Raw genomic sequence first — 16,309 nt, forward strand, 5'->3', positions numbered from 1 at the left:
ATACAAAATCAGCTTAAAAGTCCCGGGGCCGAGGCGCTAAACTGCCCCTCATCCCGAGAGCCTCCACATCCGAGCCCTGCGAGCCGGTTTGAGCTGACATGACCCGCACCCATGAAATCCGCCCCGATCTGGACGAGGGAATTGACCGCAAGGTGCTCAGCCAGCTGCGTGCACGCTTCCTCAAGCTCAACGAGGGGCGCATGGCGCGAGCCATGGAAGGGTTGTCGACACGCCAGCAAGGGGTGTTGAACCTGCTGCCGCTGTTCTTCCACGTCAACCATCCGCTGCTGCCGGGTTACGTTTCGGGCAGCACGCCGGCCGGGCTGTCGAATTTCGAGCCGGATGCCGGCGTCCTCGCCGAAGCCCAGCGCCTGACCCGTTCCTTTTCCTATAAACCGCGCCACGGCAGCAATCCACCCCGGCCGATTCACGGCCTGTTCCTGATGGGAAGCCTCGGCACCCTGGCCCAGGCCGAGCAGAGTGATATGGACGTGTGGGTCTGTCACAGCCCGGATCTGAGTGAAAACGAACTCACTGAGTTGCGCAGGAAATGCCAACTGCTGGAAGCCTGGGCGGCCAGCCAGGGCGCCGAGGCGCACTTCTTCCTGATTGACCCCGTGCGCTTCGTACGGGGTGAGCGCGACAGCCAGCTGAGCTCCGAAGACTGCGGCACCACCCAGCATTATCTGCTGCTGGACGAGTTTTATCGCACCGCGATCTGGCTGGCCGGGCGCACGCCGATCTGGTGGCTGGTGCCCGTGTATGAGGAAGCCAACTACGACCGGTACACCCACACCCTGACATCCAAGCGCTTCATCCGCGCCGATGAAACCCTGGACCTGGGTCATCTGGCCTGCATTCCGCCCGGGGAATTCATAGGTGCCGGACTCTGGCAATTGTTCAAGGGCATCGAGTCGCCGTACAAATCGGTGCTCAAACTCCTGCTGACCGAGGTGTACGCCAGCGAACATCCCAAGGTCCAATGCCTGAGCCTGCGCTTCAAACAGGCGGTGTTCGCCAACCGGCTCGATCTCGATGAGCTGGACCCCTATGTCGTGGTCTATCGGCGCATCGCCGAGTACCTCATCGCCCGCAATGAGCCGGAACGACTGGAGCTGGTGCGCCGAGCGCTGTACCTGAAGGTCAACCGAAAACTCACCGCCAGCGGCGGACGCCCCCAGGGCTGGCAACGCTCGCTGCTTGAGCGCCTGGCCCACGAATGGAAATGGGACCATCGCCAATTGGCCCTGCTCGACAGCCGCAGCCAGTGGAAAGTCCGCCAGGTCAGCTCGGAGCGCCGGGCCCTGGTCAACGAACTGAATTTCAGCTATCGCTTCCTGACCCAGTTCGCCCGCCAGGAACAAACCATCAGCCTGATCAACAAGCGTGACCTCAGCGTGCTGGGCCGACGCCTGTACGCGGCCTTCGACCGCAAGGCGAACAAGGTCGAGTTCATCAACCCCGGCATCGCCCCGGACCTGGCCGAAGACACTCTGACGCTGGTGTATGCGCCAACCAGGAAAGAACCGGGCCAAAGCCAGTGGGGCTTGTACAACGGCAGCCTGACCGTGATCGAGTGGGAACATTTCGCCCCGATCAAACGCAGTCGTCACTTGCTCGAGCTGCTCGCCTGGTGCCACCGCAACGGCGTGATCGACAGCAGCACCCGCCTGGCCTTGCACCCGGGCAGCAGCGACCTGAGCGAGTTCGAACTGTTCAACCTGCTGGGCAGCCTGCAACAGAGCATTCCCCTGCCACTGTCGACCGTCGCCGAAGAGCCCCTGCTGCGCGCCAGCGTGCCCAGCGAGGTGCTGATCCTGGTCAACGTCGGCATCGATCCGCTAAAGCACCACCGCGAACTGAACATCCTGATGACCACTGAGCGCACCGACTCCCTGAGCTACGCAGGTGTGAAGGAAAACCTGGTGCTGACCCTGGACCAGGTCACGCTCAACAGCTGGAACGAAGTGCTGGTCAGCCGCTACGACGGCCCCCATGCCCTGCTCGATTGCCTGCGCGACTATCTCAACAGCCTGCCCGGCGGGCCGCAGCAGCCCAGGTTGAAAGTGCGCTGTTTCTGCCACAACCGCGCGCAATTCATCGCCCAGCGCGTCGAAGACATCCTCGACACCGCGCAGACCCTGCTGCTGAGCAAACTCAATCATCGCTATCTGATCCAGGTCCAGCAGCATTACCACGTACTGGAGCTGATACCCGGCCAGGTCAAACACATCGCGCTGGCCACCCTGCCGGCGCTGCTCGATTACCTCGGTGAAGAACGGGCGAACTACAGTCCGCTGCACCTGGACCCGATGGCCTTGGACGACCACGACCTGGCGCTGCTGCTGCCCATGGGGCGGCCAGACTGTATCCAGGTGTTCTACCGGGTTAACGACGAGCAGGCCGACCTGTACGTGCTCGATGAGTTCAACGCCTTGTGGCAGCAGCGCCTGCCGTGGCATGACGAGCAAAGCCTGCTGGTGCCGCTGCAGCGTTTCCTGCAATCGATCCAGTACCGGCGCGACGCCGCCCTGCCAATAGACGCGGCAACGCCTGCGAACCTGGACACCCTGTATTACCAACTGCTGCCTTCAGGTACCGGCAAGGCGCGGCGGATCGAGGCCCGATCGGCACCGCAAACCCCGGCCGACAAACCCTTCTATGACGTCCAGGCGATCGTCGGCAAAGCCGCACCGGGCAAGGTACAGGTCACGTTGTATTGCAATCAGCGAGAGTTTTCCGAGCTGGAACATGGCGACCAGCTGTTTCGCGTGGTCGCCCGGGAAATCGTCGAGCAACGCCGCGAGACCGAACGCTACCGCTGCTACATCACCGACCTGGACCTGTCAGGCCTGCTCGGTGATGGTCAGGGGTCAAGCCATCTGTATCTGCGTTACAAGGCCGACCTGGAGCGCGCATTGAACGAGGCGCTCGGGCAGGTCTGAAAGGACGTTACTCGGGGAAGGCGCCGCCGTTGGCTGGCTGCGATTCGACTTCCAGCAGAGTCAGTTTCAAGGTCTTGCCACCCGGCGCAGGCCAGTCGATGTGCTGACCGACCTTGAGCCCCAGCAGCGCACTCCCGACGGGTGCCAGAATGGAAATCTTGCCCTCGTCGGCGTTGGCATCCTTCGGATATACCAGCGTCAGGTGATAGTCCTTGCCACTGCCTTCTTCACGGCAATGCACTCGGGAGTTCATGGTCACGACATCGGCGGGCACTTCATCGTGGCCGACCACTGTATCGGCGCGATCCAGTTCGGTTTGCAGCGCGATAACGCCCGGCAGCGTTTCGTCCAGGCTGTCGATCAGGCGCTCCAGACGTTGTACGTCCAGACGGGTAAGGGTGATGGAAGGTGCGGTCATGATCAGGGCAGACTCCTTTCTTCTGCACGAAAAAAGCAAAACCCCGCCAGAAAAAGGCGGGGTTTTCACAAGCCTCGATGGGTTGAGGCGTACCCGGACACTATCACAGCTCAAAAAATATACAAGTCGCCACCGGCGTACGGCTGTATGCCCCTACCGGGGACCGGCGCCAGTCTTGCGCTGATCGGCCTGGGCGCAAATGACCCGCCGGCGCTGGTCATCCGCCGAGCGCCATTCACGGATGTCTTCGACATGGCGAAAACACCCGAGGCAGACCTTCTGCTCATCCAGCCGACACACGCCGCTGCACGGCGAAGGGACTGCCGGGCTGACATTGCTGTATAGCGGCTTGGGTGGCCGCACGGGGGCTGGTTGGGTCACGGCGTTACAGGCCTTCGAAATCGAGTTCGATGCCGGCCTGCTGCTTGACGATGCGCTCGAGCATTTCGCCCAGCTGCTCTTCGCTCTTGTCGCACATCCAGCGCTCGCTTTCTTCGTCGTAGTCGAAGTGGAAGCCGCCGGACACGGCCGCCAGCCACAGCTGGCGCAAAGGTTCCTGGCGACTGAAGATCAACTGGCTGCCGTTTTCGAACTTGACGGTCAGCACACCGGCCGAGCTCTCCAGATCGATATCCAGGTCACTCTCGTCAAAAATATCCTCCAGCGTCTGCTGGGTGGCATCGACCAGATCGTGGAAACGGGCTTCGGACAAACTCATTACGGCAACCTCAAAAAGTGTCTGATCAGGTTCAAGCGCCGCAAGATACGGCCGAGCCCCGCTGATTGCAAAGGATAACGATCATGGGCCGATATAGGTATATCAAACGCTGTACCTGTGGGAGCGGGCTTGCTCGCGAAGAGGCCGGCACATTCAACATCGTCGTTGCCTGAACCACTGCTTTTGCGAGCAAGCCCGCTCCCACAGTGTTCGATGCGCTTGCGACAAGGCCCGCCGGACGGGAGCCCCGTCACATAGGCAAGCTGCCGGGTGGCCGGTATACTCCGGCGCAATTAATGCATTTTCAAGGATTTCGCCATGAAGCGCCTGATCTCTTCCCTTGCTGCGCTCGTCGCGGTTGCCTGCCTGGTGTCGGCCTGTGGTCAGAAAGGTCCGTTGTACCTGCCCGATGAGGACCAGGACCCGGCAGAGCAGGCTCAGTCCTCGCAAAAGCAGCCGTCCAAATCGCACAAGCACGACGTCTACCAATAAGGGAACATCATGAACGCTTTTAACTACCGTGACGGTGAACTGTTCGCGGAAGGTGTTGCCCTGTCTGCTATCGCCGATCGCTTTGGTACACCGACCTACGTTTACTCGCGCGCGCACATCGAAGCCCAATACCTGGCGTATGCCGATGCTCTGGCCGGCATGCCTCACCTGGTCTGTTTCGCGGTCAAGGCCAACTCCAACCTGGGTGTGCTGAATGTCCTGGCTCGTCTTGGCGCCGGTTTCGACATCGTCTCCCGTGGCGAACTGGAACGCGTACTGGCCGCCGGCGGCAGCGCTGACAAGATCGTATTCTCCGGCGTCGGCAAGACCCGCGACGACATGCGTCGCGCCCTGGAAGTCGGTGTGCACTGCTTCAACGTCGAATCCACCGATGAGCTGGAGCGCCTGCAGGTTGTAGCTGCCGAGCTGGGTGTTCGCGCACCGATTTCGCTACGCGTGAACCCGGACGTCGATGCCGGTACACACCCGTACATCTCCACCGGTCTCAAAGAGAACAAGTTCGGCATTGCCATCGCCGACGCCGAAGACGTGTACGTGCGTGCCGCGCAATTGCCGAACCTGGAAGTGGTCGGCGTCGATTGCCATATCGGCTCGCAACTGACCACCCTGCCGCCGTTCATCGATGCCCTCGATCGCCTGCTGGGCCTGGTCGATCGCCTCGGCGACTGCGGCATCTACCTGCGCCACATCGACCTCGGCGGCGGCCTGGGCGTACGTTATCGCGATGAAGAGCCGCCATTGGCGGGTGACTACATCAAGGCCGTGCGCGAGCGTCTCGACGGTCGCGACCTGGCGCTGGTGTTCGAGCCGGGCCGCTTCATCGTCGCCAATGCCGGCGTGCTGCTGACCCAGGTCGAATACCTCAAGCACACCGAGCACAAGGATTTCGCCATCGTCGACGCGGCCATGAACGACCTGATCCGTCCGGCGCTGTACCAGGCCTGGATGGACGTCACCGCCGTGCGCCCGCGCAACACCGCTGCGCGCGCCTACGACATCGTCGGCCCGATCTGCGAGACTGGCGACTTCCTGGCCAAGGATCGTGAGCTGGCCCTGGAAGAAGGCGACCTGCTGGCCGTGCATTCGGCCGGCGCCTATGGGTTTGTCATGAGCTCCAACTACAACACCCGCGGCCGCGCCGCTGAAGTGTTGGTGGACGGTGATCAGGCATTTGAAGTGCGTCGCCGTGAGACGGTAGCCGAGTTGTTTGCTGGCGAAAGCCTGCTGCCGGAGTGAAACCATGCTGCTGCGTTTTACCAAGATGCACGGCCTGGGCAATGACTTCATGGTCCTCGACCTGGTCAGCCAGCACGCGCATATTCTGCCAAAGCATGCCAAGCAGTGGGGCGATCGGCACACCGGCATCGGTTTCGACCAGCTGCTGATTGTCGAAGCCCCGAGCAACCCGGACGTGGACTTCCGCTATCGGATCTTCAACTCCGACGGCTCTGAAGTGGAGCAGTGCGGCAACGGTGCGCGCTGTTTCGCCCGCTTTGTGCTCGACAAGCGCCTGACCGCGAAACGGCAGATCCGTGTCGAAACCAAGAGCGGTATCATCGAGCTCGACGTTCGCAGCGATGGCCAGATCAGTGTCAACATGGGCGCTCCGCGACTGGTGCCGGCCGACATTCCGTTCCAGGCCCAAGAGCAGGCCCTGAACTATCAGGTCGACGTCGATGGCACGCCCGTCGAACTGGCCGCCGTGTCCATGGGCAACCCCCATGCCGTGGTGCGGGTCAGCGATATCAACAACGCACCGGTGCATGAACTGGGGCCGAAAATCGAACATCACCCGCGCTTCCCGGCACGGGTCAATGTCGGTTTTCTCCAGGTCATCGATCGGAACCGCGCGCAGTTGCGCGTCTGGGAACGCGGGGCCGGGGAAACCCAGGCCTGCGGTACCGGCGCCTGCGCCGCCGCCGTCGCCGCGATCAGCCAGGGGTGGATGGATTCGCCACTGCTGATCGACCTGCCTGGCGGGCGTCTGTCCATTGAATGGGCAGGCCCTGGCCAACCGGTCATGATGACCGGCCCGGCAGTGCGCGTTTATGAAGGACAAGTGCGTCTTTGAGTGAGCCACAGCCATGACCGATAAGCCTCAGGTACCCGCCCTACAGCCCGACGAATCAGCGTCCGAAAGCCTGGAGGCGGCGGCCGTTGCCGCGTACCTGGAGGCTCATCCGGACTTCTTCGTCGAGCACGAAGAGCTGCTTGCGTCCTTGCGCATCCCCCACCGGCGCGGCGATACCGTGTCGCTGGTGGAGCGGCAGATGACCATCCTGCGCGACCGCAACATAGAATTGCGTCATCGTCTTTCACACTTGATGGACGTCGCCCGCGACAATGACCGCCTGTTCGACAAGACCCGCCGACTGATTCTCTCCCTGCTCGACGCCAGCAGCCTGGAAGACGTGGTGATCTGCGTCGAAGACAGTCTGCGCCAGGACTTCCAGGTACCCTTCGTCAGCCTCATCCTGCTGGGCGACAACGCCATGCCAGTGGGCCGCTGGGTGACCCACGCCGATGCCCAGGTAGCCATTGGCGGCCTGCTGCTGGAAGACAAAAGCGTCAGCGGCAGCCTGCGCGAGCACGAACTGGATTTCCTGTTCGGCGAAGAACAGCGCAAGCAGATCGGTTCCACTGCCGTCGTCGCCATCAGCTATCAAGGCATCCACGGCATACTGGCCATTGCCAGTCGCGACCCGCAGCACTACAAGAGTTCGGTGGGCACGCTGTTCCTGAGCTACATCGCCGAAGTCATGGGCCGCGTGCTGCCACGGTTCAACAGCTCCCTGCGCTCGGTACGCTGATCATGGAACGGCAACTTGACGCTTACTGCGAACACCTGCGCAGTGAGCGACAGGTGTCGCCCCACACGCTTTCGGCCTACCGCCGCGACCTCGACAAAGTGCTGGGGTGGTGCGCCAAACAGAACATCGATAGCTGGGCCGCGCTGGACATCCAGCGCCTGCGCAGCCTGGTCGCCCGCCTGCATTCGCAAGGTCAATCGTCCCGTAGCCTGGCGCGGTTGCTGTCGGCAGTGCGCGGGCTTTATCACTACCTGAACCGTGAAGGCCTCTGCGACCACGACCCGGCCAATGGCCTGGCACCGCCCAAGGGCGAACGCCGCTTGCCGAAAACCCTCGACACCGACCGGGCGCTGCAACTGCTTGAAGGTGGCGTGGAAGATGACTTCCTGGCACGCCGGGACCAGGCGATCCTCGAACTGTTCTACTCCTCCGGGCTGCGCCTGTCAGAGCTGACCGGGCTCAATCTCGAACAGCTGGATCTGGCCGACGGCATGGTCCAGGTGCACGGCAAAGGCAGCAAGACCCGCCTGCTGCCAGTCGGCAAAAAAGCCCGCGAGGCGCTGGAGCAGTGGCTGCCGCTGCGGGCCATGGCCAACCCGGCGGACGACGCGGTGTTTGTCAGCCAGCAAGGCCGGCGCCTGGGGCCGCGGGCGATTCAGCTGCGGGTCAAGGCTGCTGGCGAACGCGAACTGGGGCAAAACCTGCACCCTCACATGTTGCGGCATTCTTTCGCCAGCCACCTGCTGGAATCCTCCCAGGACCTGCGGGCCGTGCAGGAACTGCTCGGCCACTCGGACATCAAGACCACCCAGATCTATACCCACCTGGATTTCCAGCACCTGGCAACCGTCTACGACAGCGCCCACCCACGGGCCAAACGCATTAAAGGCGACGATTCATGACCCTCCAACTGATCACTTTCGACCTCGATGACACCCTGTGGGACACCGCTCCGGTGATCGTCAGCGCCGAAGCCGTATTGCGTGAATGGCTGACGCAACATGCGCCCAACCTGGGAGCGGTGCCAGTGGAGCATCTGTGGGCCATTCGCGAGCGTATCCTGAGTATCGAACCCAACCTCAAGCACCGCATCAGCGCCTTGCGTCGTCGCGTGCTGTTTCAAGCATTGGAAGAAGCCGGATACGCCCATGCTTTGGCCTCGGACCTGGCCGACCAGAGTTTCGAAGTGTTCCTGCATGCCCGGCACCAGTTGGAAATCTTTCCGGAGGTGCAACCAACGCTGGAAGTGCTGGCTAACCATTACACCCTCGGCGTGGTCACCAACGGCAACGCCGATGTGCGTCGCTTGGGGCTGGCGGACTACTTCAAGTTTGCGTTGTGCGCCGAAGATATCGGCGTCGCCAAACCCGACGCGCGACTGTTCCATGAGGCATTGCAGCGTGGTGATGCAACCGCCGAAACGGCGGTGCATATCGGCGATCATCCCGGCGATGACATTGCCGGCGCCCAGCAGGCAGGGCTGCGCGCGATCTGGTTCAACCCGGCGGGCAAGGTTTGGGAGGCCGAGCGCTTGCCGGATGCCGAGATTCGCAGCCTGACCGAATTGCCGGCGTTGTTGGCGCAGTGGAATTCAGTTTCGGCCTGACCGAATCTGTAGGAGCTGGCTTGCCAGCGAAGGCGTCCTCAGGATTACCCCAGACTCAAGGGCCCCTTCGCCGGCAAGCCGGCTCCTACAGGATCCGCGAACGATTTTGAGCCGCCCATGAAAAAGCCCGCAGCGACGGCGGGCTTTTTCAGCAAGCGCGTAGCTGGCTCAGATAGGCCGGCTGCCGTACTTGTTGTCTGGCTTCTTGGGCGGATCGGCGACCACATTGGCCTCCACTTCCTGCACCTTGCCGCCACGAGCCAGGAACTCTTCCATGGCCTTGGCCAGGGCGTCGCGTTCCTTGTTCTTGGCTTCGACACTCGGCAGCTCATCGACCGATACCGCTGCCTTGGCCTTGCCTTTGGCGGTCGGAACGGGGGCATCACCGCCGTCGTCTTCAGCGACGTCTTCCGCCGCTGCTTCCAGACCTTCTTCGGTTTCGTCGTCGTCGCCTACTTCGAGGTCGTCGTTTTCCAGATCATCGTCGCTCATGTTCTACCTCATGACTTGCGAAAAGCAGATTAGTTATAGCCCAGCTTTGCCCTCTGTCGAAGGCTGCCGGAAAAAAATCAACAGCCGCTGGTGACCAGCGGTTATGCCCCTTCACCGTGCAAGGTGGCGAGGACTTTACGAGCACCGCCGTGATCACGGTGCTCGCCCAGATAAACGCCTTGCCAGGTGCCTAACGCCAGCCGGCCCGCCGAGATCGGCAAACTGAGCTGACAGCCAAGCACGCTGGCCTTGAAATGCGCCGGGAGGTCGTCCAGGCCTTCGTCGTTATGCTCATAGCCGTCTGTTCCTTGTGGGATCAGACGATTGAAAAATCGTTCGAAGTCGCGACGTACCGCCGGATCGGCGTTCTCGTTGATGGTCAACGACGCCGAGGTATGCTGCAGCCACAAATGCAACAGACCGACCCGACATGCCTTGAGTTCAGGCAAGCCGGCGAGTAACTCGTCCGTTACCAGATGAAAGCCCCGAGGCCTCGCCCGCAGGGTTATCAGAGTCTGTTGCCACATACAGTTCTCCGCACGTTCGGGGCGCATTCTAGCGCGCTCTGGGAAAAAACAAAGGCCCTGATCATCCTTCATTTTTGTAAGCCATCGACCGTACAAATACACCCGACGCAAACATCGTAAAACCTGTAGGAAAAAACCTTTCAGCTCTCACTTCAATGACAAACTCCAGACAAAAAAATGCCCGGCAAGCCGGGCAAGTTTTTTTCATGCGCGTGCTTACAAGTTGTAGCCGCGTTCGTTGTGTAGCGCCAGATCGATGCCGACCGCTTCTTCTTCCTCGGTAATACGCAGGCCCATGACGGCGTCCAGGACCTTGAGGATGATGAAGGTGACGATCGCGGTGTAGATCACCGTGAAGCCCACGCCTTTGCACTGAATCCATACTTGCGCGGCGATGTCGGTCACGGTGCCGAAGCCACCCAGGGACGGCGCAGCGAAGACACCGGTGAGGATCGCGCCGAGGATACCGCCGATACCGTGCACGCCGAAGGCGTCCAGGGAGTCGTCATAGCCGAGTTTGCGTTTCAGGGTAGTCGCGCAGAAGAAGCACACCACGCCTGCGGCCAGACCGATCACCAGGGCGCCCATCGGGCCTACGGTGCCAGCGGCCGGGGTAATGGCTACCAGGCCGGCAACCACACCCGATGCAATGCCCAGTGCGCTTGGTTTGCCGTGGGTGACCCACTCGGCGAACATCCAGCCCAATGCCGCAGCGGCGGTTGCGATCTGGGTGACCAGCATCGCCATGCCGGCAGTGCCGTTGGCCGCCGCAGCGGAGCCGGCGTTGAAGCCGAACCAGCCAACCCACAGCATGGCCGCGCCCATCAAGGTGTAACCGAGGTTGTGCGGTGCCATCGGCGTGGTCGGGAAGCCTTTACGCTTACCCAGCACCAGGCAGGCAATCAGACCGGCCACACCGGCATTGATGTGCACCACGGTGCCGCCGGCGAAGTCCAGCACGCCCCAGTCCCACATCAGGCCGCCGTTGCCGGACCAGACCATGTGCGCGATCGGTGCATACACCAGGGTGAACCAGATGCCCATGAAGATCAGCATCGCGGAGAACTTCATGCGCTCGGCGAAGGCACCGACGATCAGCGCCGGGGTGATGATCGCGAAGGTCATCTGGAAGGTGATGAATACCGCCTCAGGGAACAGCGCGGCCGGGCCGGTCAGGCTGGATGGCGTGACACCGGCGAGGAAAGCCTTGCCCATGCCGCCGAAGAACGAGTTGAAGTTGACGACGCCCTGCTCCATGCCGGTGGTGTCGAACGCGATGCTGTAGCCATAAATGACCCACAGGACGCTGATCAGACCGGTAATGGCGAAGCACTGCATCATCACGGAAAGAATGTTTTTGGAACGAACCATACCGCCGTAGAACAGCGCGAGGCCGGGAATGGTCATGAACAGCACGAGAGCTGTCGAGGTCAACATCCAGGCGGTGTCGCCGGAGTTGAGGACTGGGGCCGCCACTTCGTCTGCCGCCAAAGCAAGGCTGGGCATTACGATGGACAACAGGGCTCCTAGCCCTGCGAATTTACGCAGAGTCATTTTGTTTTCTCCTGGGGCGTTGGGTTTGTGGCGGCTTAGATTGCGTCGGTATCGGTTTCGCCGGTACGGATGCGAATCGCCTGTTCCAGATTGACCACGAAGATCTTGCCGTCACCGATCTTGCCGGTGTTGGCCGCCTTGGTTATCGCCTCGATAACCCGGTCGAGATCCTTGTCGTCAATGGCGACATCAATCTTCACCTTTGGCAGGAAATCGACCACGTACTCCGCGCCGCGATACAGCTCGGTGTGACCCTTCTGCCGACCGAAGCCTTTGACTTCAGTAACGGTAATGCCCTGCACGCCGATCTCGGACAACGACTCGCGCACGTCGTCCAACTTGAACGGCTTGATGATGGCAGTGACTAGCTTCATGAAAACTCTCTCCCGAATTTGGTGGACTTGCCCCAGGAAAACAAACCCGTCTCAAGTCTAAGCGCAGTGCCTGGCTTTGTAACGCATCGTCGGCCTTACCTGCCCGTCCGACGCCAGCTAACCGCTCCTTGCGAAACACTCCCCGCGTTTCGCCTGGCGCACTGCATTCGTCACAGCGACTGCATCAGTGCATGGGTCATCAGCATCTAAGCAGAAAGCTTGCCATCTCCACAAAACGCATTGTTTTCAAGCCTTTGCCAACAGATCGCAACCACTTCACGACAGCACCCCACGCGTTACGCACAACAACGGTGCGCTGCCGTCCGTCCGCATGCGCGAAAAGCGTGCATTCCTTGCCCGCCGAATTGACTATAGACACTGCGTGGTACACTGCCCGCCATTGCTACCAGGACAATCCCCCATGCTCGCGCCCAAAGACTTCCTCGACGCCCTGACAGGCACCGCCTCCCGCCTCTTCAGCGGCGACACGCCACTGCCGAAAAGCGAAATCGAAAGCCAGTTCAAGGCGCTGTTGCAGAGCGGGTTCAGCAAGCTGGATCTGGTGAGCCGCGAAGAGTTCGATAGCCAGATGGTGGTGTTGGCGCGTACCCGGGCACGCTTGGAGGCTCTTGAGGCGAAAGTGGCGGAGATGGAAGCCAAGCTCACTCCCCCGTCCGAATAACACCACGATCCCTGTAGGAGCGGGCTTGCCCGCGATTGAAGACCTGCGTGTAGGTGTTCATCGTCGCGTTAACTGCGGCTTTGGCGTCATACACCCGTGGGAAGCCCATAAGGCCGACCTGCTCAACCATGGCTGCCAGACTATCTCGGCTCGAGGATCGGTGTTCCCATGGATGTCCTCTAATGCCGGCCTATAGTCACCACATTCAGTGTAAATCCCCCCTTGTAAACGCCCCATTCAAGGGCTTTTAAAGCCTCCCGCAACATCCAGCGAAAATTCATTTCCACTGCCCCCACGCGAAACCCTCATCTCCTGGCTACCCTTGAAAAACCCGCAGGAAGCGGCCTCCGTCATTTCAAGGAACGATCATGTCCCTCTCCATCGTCCACAGCCGCGCCCAGATTGGTGTGGATGCGCCCGCTGTCACCGTTGAAGTCCATCTGGCCAATGGTTTGCCATCGCTGACCATGGTCGGCCTGCCCGAGGCGGCGGTGAAGGAGAGCAAGGACCGGGTGCGCAGTGCGATCATCAATTCGGGGCTGCAGTTTCCACCTCGGCGCATTACCTTGAACCTGGCGCCGGCGGATTTGCCCAAGGATGGCGGGCGTTTCGATCTGGCGATCGCCCTGGGGATTCTCTCGGCCAGTGTGCAGGTGCCGACGCTGACGCTCGATGATGTGGAGTGCCTGGGGGAGCTGGCGCTGTCGGGTGCGGTCCGGGCCGTACGCGGAGTGTTGCCGGCGGCATTGGCGGCGCGCAAGGCCGGGCGATCGTTGGTGGTGCCGCGGGCCAATGCCGAGGAGGCGTGCCTGGCGTCGGGCTTGAAAGTGATTGCGGTGGATCATTTGCTGGAGGCTGTCGCGCATTTCAATGGGCATACGCCGATTGAGCCTTATGTTTCCAATGGCTTGCTCTACGCCAGCAAGCCTTATCCCGATTTGAATGAAGTGCAGGGTCAACTTGCGGCCAAACGGGCGCTGTTGATTGCTGCGGCGGGCGCGCACAACCTGTTGCTCAGCGGGCCGCCGGGGACGGGCAAGACACTCCTGGCGAGCCGTCTGCCCGGCCTCCTTCCGCCGCTTTCCGAAAGCGAGGCGCTGGAGGTGGCTGCCATCCAATCGGTCACCAGTTGCGTGCCCTTGAGCCATTGGCCTCATCGGCCGTTTCGCCAGCCCCACCATTCGGCTTCAGGCCCTGCGCTGGTGGGCGGCGGCTCGAAACCGCAGCCGGGCGAAATCACCCTTGCTCACCACGGCGTCCTGTTCCTTGATGAGCTTCCGGAGTTTGAACGCAGGGTGCTTGAGGTACTAAGGGAGCCGCTGGAATCCGGCTATATCGTGATCTCCCGGGCAAAGGATCGTGTGCGATTCCCGGCGCGGTTCCAGTTGGTGGCGGCGATGAACCCGTGCCCCTGTGGATATCTTGGCGAACCTACGGGCCGCTGCTCATGCACCCCGGACATGGTGCAGCGCTACCGCAACAAGCTATCCGGCCCGCTGCTGGATCGGATCGATTTGCACTTGACCGTGGCACGGGAGGCCACGGCGCTGAATCCGCCCGTGAAACCAGGAGAGGACAGCGCCAGCGCCGCATTGATAGTGGCCGAGGCACGCGAGCGCCAACAGAAGCGTCAGGGCTGTGCCAATGCGTTTCTCGATCTACCGGGGCTGCGCAAGCACTGCACGTTATCCACAGTCGATGAAAACTGGCTGGAAACCGCGTGTGAACGGCTAAATCTCTCCCTACGTTCAGCCCATCGACTGCTCAAGGTCGCGCGCACGCTGGCGGACCTTGAACAAACCGACGGAATCAGACGCGAACATTTGGCCGAGGCGCTGCAATATCGGCCGACAACGCTCTAGCCGGCGCCCCCCCTTGGTCAGATCAACCAACGGCTCTGCCGCACCTCCGTCTCCCGTCCACCCTGAATCTCGCTTACCAGCTTCATTTTTCCACTGGGAAAACACGGGCAGCGCCTGGGTATTGAAGCCCACCGAAACGCCCAGGCTGCCGGCCTCGTGGCTGATTAAACGATTCAGCAGACTTAAAAAGCCCACGCCAGATCCTTCCAAAGCCAATTAAAATTGACCTTATGCAACCTCCGCACGCTTACGTTAGTCTCATGAGGTTTGAACCTCCGGCAGATTGACGGCGACATCATTATGGCATCATGGTTGTCCGCCAACTGCAGGAGCAAGTACAGACACATTTGTCTGTCATTTTTGCGCAACGGATCGTATGGAGTTTAAATGCGCGGGGCATTATTACGCAGCGGTAAGAGCGGGTCATTCACTGCCCTCGGCGAAACAGGTCAACCGGTCTACCGGGCAGCCCTGCAATTGCGCGAAGCCATTCGCCGCAAGAACCCCGATTTGGTCGATCATCTGGCCATTCCTCAAAGCGATGAACTCGGCAACCAGATCGATTGGTACAGCGCCCTCGACGGCGATGTGATTCCGTGGAGCAGCGCGACCGAAGAAGAACGCGCCCCTGCCCGCCGCCAACTTGAAGCCCTCAAGACCGCGCTGGAGGAATTGAGCCAGCGTTTCCTTGGCACGGAATCCGGCGAACAGCAGCAAGGCGACAAAGCCGTGTTCGGCAAGTTGCTCAAGCGCGTCATTCATATCCCTGACGAAAACTTCGTCTACCTGGTGCAAGGCAAACCGGTGCTGACCTTCTGGGGTTTCGAGCACGCCGGTACCGACCTCAATCGCGATCCCCTGCACTGCCTCTATCAGGTTCCGACGCCGGCACCGGCGGTCGAAGCGCCTGTTATTGCGCCCATCGTGCCGGTGGTGGCTCGTCCGTGGTGGCGTCGCTGGTGGTGGTGGTTGCTGCTGCCGCTCCTGCTGCTGCTTTTGTGGCTGTTGCTCGGCCTGCGGGGTTGCGTGCCTATTCCGTTGGTGGCGGTAGACCTGCTGCCCAAGGGCATCGTGCCGGTGGAAAAACAGCTGGAAGAGCCGCCACTGACTGGCAATGTCACGACGTTGAATGGCGTTCCGGTGACAGGCACCGTTATCGGTTCCACCACTGGAACCGGCACCGCCGTGACCGGAACACAAGGTGAAGTACCGGCCGTCGGGGGTAACGAGGGTAACGAGGGTAACGAGGGTAACGAGGGTAACGAGGCTGACGCAGCACCCGCCGACTTGGCCAAGGACCCATCCAAAGACCCGGCCAAAGACCTGGCAGCCGAATCCCCAACCGCGCCACCCGAAAACAAAACCACGCCGCCGGATGTCACATCGCCCGACGCAGAAAAATCCGCCGCCGCAAAACCCGGCCCTCCCCTGAGCATCCCGCCAGACGCCGCCGACGGTGCCGCCAAGTTCCTCGACGGTCAGTACAACGCAGGCGCCGGGATCCAGGACCGCCGGACCGGCAAACCGCTGCGTCTGGAATACCAGCTCAAGGACGGTAAGGGCCAAGTCACCGTACACCAGGCCGACGGTTCCAAATGCAGCGGGCCGGTGAGCGCTACTATGAAGGGTGGCAGCCTGGCCATCGACAGCCAGGGCCAGGCCGTGTGCGGCGATGGCAGCACTTACGACATGCCCAAGGTCAACTGCCGCCCAGGGGCGACCACGGTCGCGGACTGCACCGGCGGTTACGGCACAGAACAATTCCCCATGTCCATGCGGCAAGCGGCCGAAAAAACGGAATAACCCGA

At 61.4% G+C, this 16,309-nt stretch carries 17 protein-coding genes and 1 pseudogene; 10 read left to right on the forward strand and 8 right to left on the reverse strand.

Going from position 1 to position 16,309, the window contains the following annotated elements:
- Positions 1–98 precede the first annotated feature (98 nt).
- Positions 99–2,945, forward strand: a complete 2,847-nt coding sequence (locus BKX96_RS17160) for a class I adenylate cyclase (RefSeq protein WP_077184871.1) — start codon at positions 99–101, stop codon at positions 2,943–2,945.
- A 7-nt stretch (positions 2,946–2,952) separates the two neighbouring features.
- On the opposite strand, the gene rnk is transcribed toward BKX96_RS17160, so the two are convergent.
- The 3 genes from rnk to cyaY form a co-directional block, all read right to left on the reverse strand.
- Positions 2,953–3,363 (reverse strand): nucleoside diphosphate kinase regulator, encoded by a 411-nt coding sequence (gene rnk, locus BKX96_RS17165; protein ID WP_046818486.1) that lies wholly within the window; start codon positions 3,361–3,363, stop codon positions 2,953–2,955.
- A 153-nt stretch (positions 3,364–3,516) separates the two neighbouring features.
- The gene (locus BKX96_RS17175; protein ID WP_077184877.1) at positions 3,517–3,744 is read right to left on the reverse strand and encodes a DUF1289 domain-containing protein; all 228 of its coding nucleotides are present in this window, start codon (positions 3,742–3,744) and stop codon (positions 3,517–3,519) included.
- Between the two features lie 4 nt (positions 3,745–3,748).
- Positions 3,749–4,081 carry an iron donor protein CyaY gene (gene cyaY, locus BKX96_RS17180; protein ID WP_046818488.1) on the reverse strand — a complete coding sequence of 111 codons (333 nt, stop codon included), beginning with the start codon at positions 4,079–4,081 and terminating at the stop codon, positions 3,749–3,751.
- Positions 4,082–4,399: 318 nt separating this feature from the next.
- On the opposite strand from cyaY, the gene lptM reads away from it, so the two are divergent.
- From lptM to BKX96_RS17210, 6 genes are read left to right on the forward strand one after another with little or no spacing between them, the layout of a single operon-like run.
- Entirely contained in the window at positions 4,400–4,573 is a 174-nt protein-coding gene (gene lptM, locus BKX96_RS17185) for an LPS translocon maturation chaperone LptM (protein WP_046818489.1), read from the forward strand.
- A 9-nt stretch (positions 4,574–4,582) separates the two neighbouring features.
- Entirely contained in the window at positions 4,583–5,830 is a 1,248-nt protein-coding gene (gene lysA, locus BKX96_RS17190) for a diaminopimelate decarboxylase (RefSeq protein ID WP_046818490.1), read from the forward strand.
- A gap of 4 nt (positions 5,831–5,834) precedes the next feature.
- The gene (gene dapF, locus BKX96_RS17195) at positions 5,835–6,665 is read left to right on the forward strand and encodes a diaminopimelate epimerase (RefSeq protein ID WP_046818491.1); all 831 of its coding nucleotides are present in this window, start codon (positions 5,835–5,837) and stop codon (positions 6,663–6,665) included.
- Positions 6,666–6,678: 13 nt separating this feature from the next.
- Positions 6,679–7,404 (forward strand): DUF484 family protein, encoded by a 726-nt coding sequence (locus BKX96_RS17200; RefSeq protein WP_046818492.1) that lies wholly within the window; start codon positions 6,679–6,681, stop codon positions 7,402–7,404.
- Between the two features lie 2 nt (positions 7,405–7,406).
- Complete coding sequence (gene xerC / locus BKX96_RS17205; protein ID WP_046818493.1) at positions 7,407–8,306, forward strand: tyrosine recombinase XerC; 900 nt, start codon at positions 7,407–7,409, stop codon at positions 8,304–8,306.
- The gene (locus BKX96_RS17210; RefSeq protein ID WP_077184880.1) at positions 8,303–9,010 is read left to right on the forward strand and encodes an HAD family hydrolase; all 708 of its coding nucleotides are present in this window, start codon (positions 8,303–8,305) and stop codon (positions 9,008–9,010) included. Before xerC ends, BKX96_RS17210 begins: the two co-directional genes overlap by 4 nt.
- Positions 9,011–9,178: 168 nt before the next feature.
- Here the strand turns inward: BKX96_RS17210 and sutA are convergent, their stop codons facing one another.
- From sutA to glnK, 4 genes are all read right to left on the reverse strand, one after another.
- On the reverse strand, positions 9,179–9,502 hold the full coding sequence (sutA, locus tag BKX96_RS17215) for a dormancy-specific transcriptional regulator SutA (RefSeq protein ID WP_007980816.1): 324 nt from the start codon (positions 9,500–9,502) through the stop codon (positions 9,179–9,181).
- A 101-nt stretch (positions 9,503–9,603) separates the two neighbouring features.
- Positions 9,604–10,029 carry a secondary thiamine-phosphate synthase enzyme YjbQ gene (locus BKX96_RS17220; RefSeq protein WP_046818495.1) on the reverse strand — a complete coding sequence of 142 codons (426 nt, stop codon included), beginning with the start codon at positions 10,027–10,029 and terminating at the stop codon, positions 9,604–9,606.
- A 216-nt stretch (positions 10,030–10,245) separates the two neighbouring features.
- Positions 10,246–11,583: an ammonium transporter gene (locus BKX96_RS17225; RefSeq protein WP_046818496.1), complete on the reverse strand. Its 1,338-nt coding sequence runs from the start codon at positions 11,581–11,583 to the stop codon at positions 10,246–10,248.
- Positions 11,584–11,618: 35 nt separating this feature from the next.
- The gene (gene glnK / locus BKX96_RS17230; RefSeq protein WP_002555808.1) at positions 11,619–11,957 is read right to left on the reverse strand and encodes a P-II family nitrogen regulator; all 339 of its coding nucleotides are present in this window, start codon (positions 11,955–11,957) and stop codon (positions 11,619–11,621) included.
- Between the two features lie 421 nt (positions 11,958–12,378).
- On the opposite strand from glnK, the gene BKX96_RS17235 reads away from it, so the two are divergent.
- Entirely contained in the window at positions 12,379–12,639 is a 261-nt protein-coding gene (locus BKX96_RS17235) for an accessory factor UbiK family protein (RefSeq protein ID WP_077184883.1), read from the forward strand.
- A gap of 368 nt (positions 12,640–13,007) precedes the next feature.
- Positions 13,008–14,501, forward strand: coding sequence for a YifB family Mg chelatase-like AAA ATPase (locus tag BKX96_RS17240; RefSeq protein WP_046818498.1), 1,494 nt, complete (start codon positions 13,008–13,010; stop codon positions 14,499–14,501).
- Here BKX96_RS17240 and BKX96_RS33425 read toward each other — a convergent pair.
- Positions 14,388–14,657, reverse strand: a pseudogene (locus tag BKX96_RS33425) (hypothetical protein); the annotation flags it as partial. The gene BKX96_RS17240 and the pseudogene BKX96_RS33425 sit on opposite strands and share 114 nt — an antisense overlap.
- 231 nt (positions 14,658–14,888) lie before the next feature.
- On the opposite strand from BKX96_RS33425, the gene BKX96_RS17245 reads away from it, so the two are divergent.
- Complete coding sequence (locus BKX96_RS17245) at positions 14,889–16,304, forward strand: SrfA family protein (RefSeq protein ID WP_077184886.1); 1,416 nt, start codon at positions 14,889–14,891, stop codon at positions 16,302–16,304.
- Positions 16,305–16,309 lie beyond the last annotated feature (5 nt).

Origin of the sequence: Pseudomonas putida (assembly GCF_001976065.1) — a bacterium.
Classification (GTDB): Bacteria; Pseudomonadota; Gammaproteobacteria; order Pseudomonadales; family Pseudomonadaceae; genus Aquipseudomonas; species Aquipseudomonas serbica.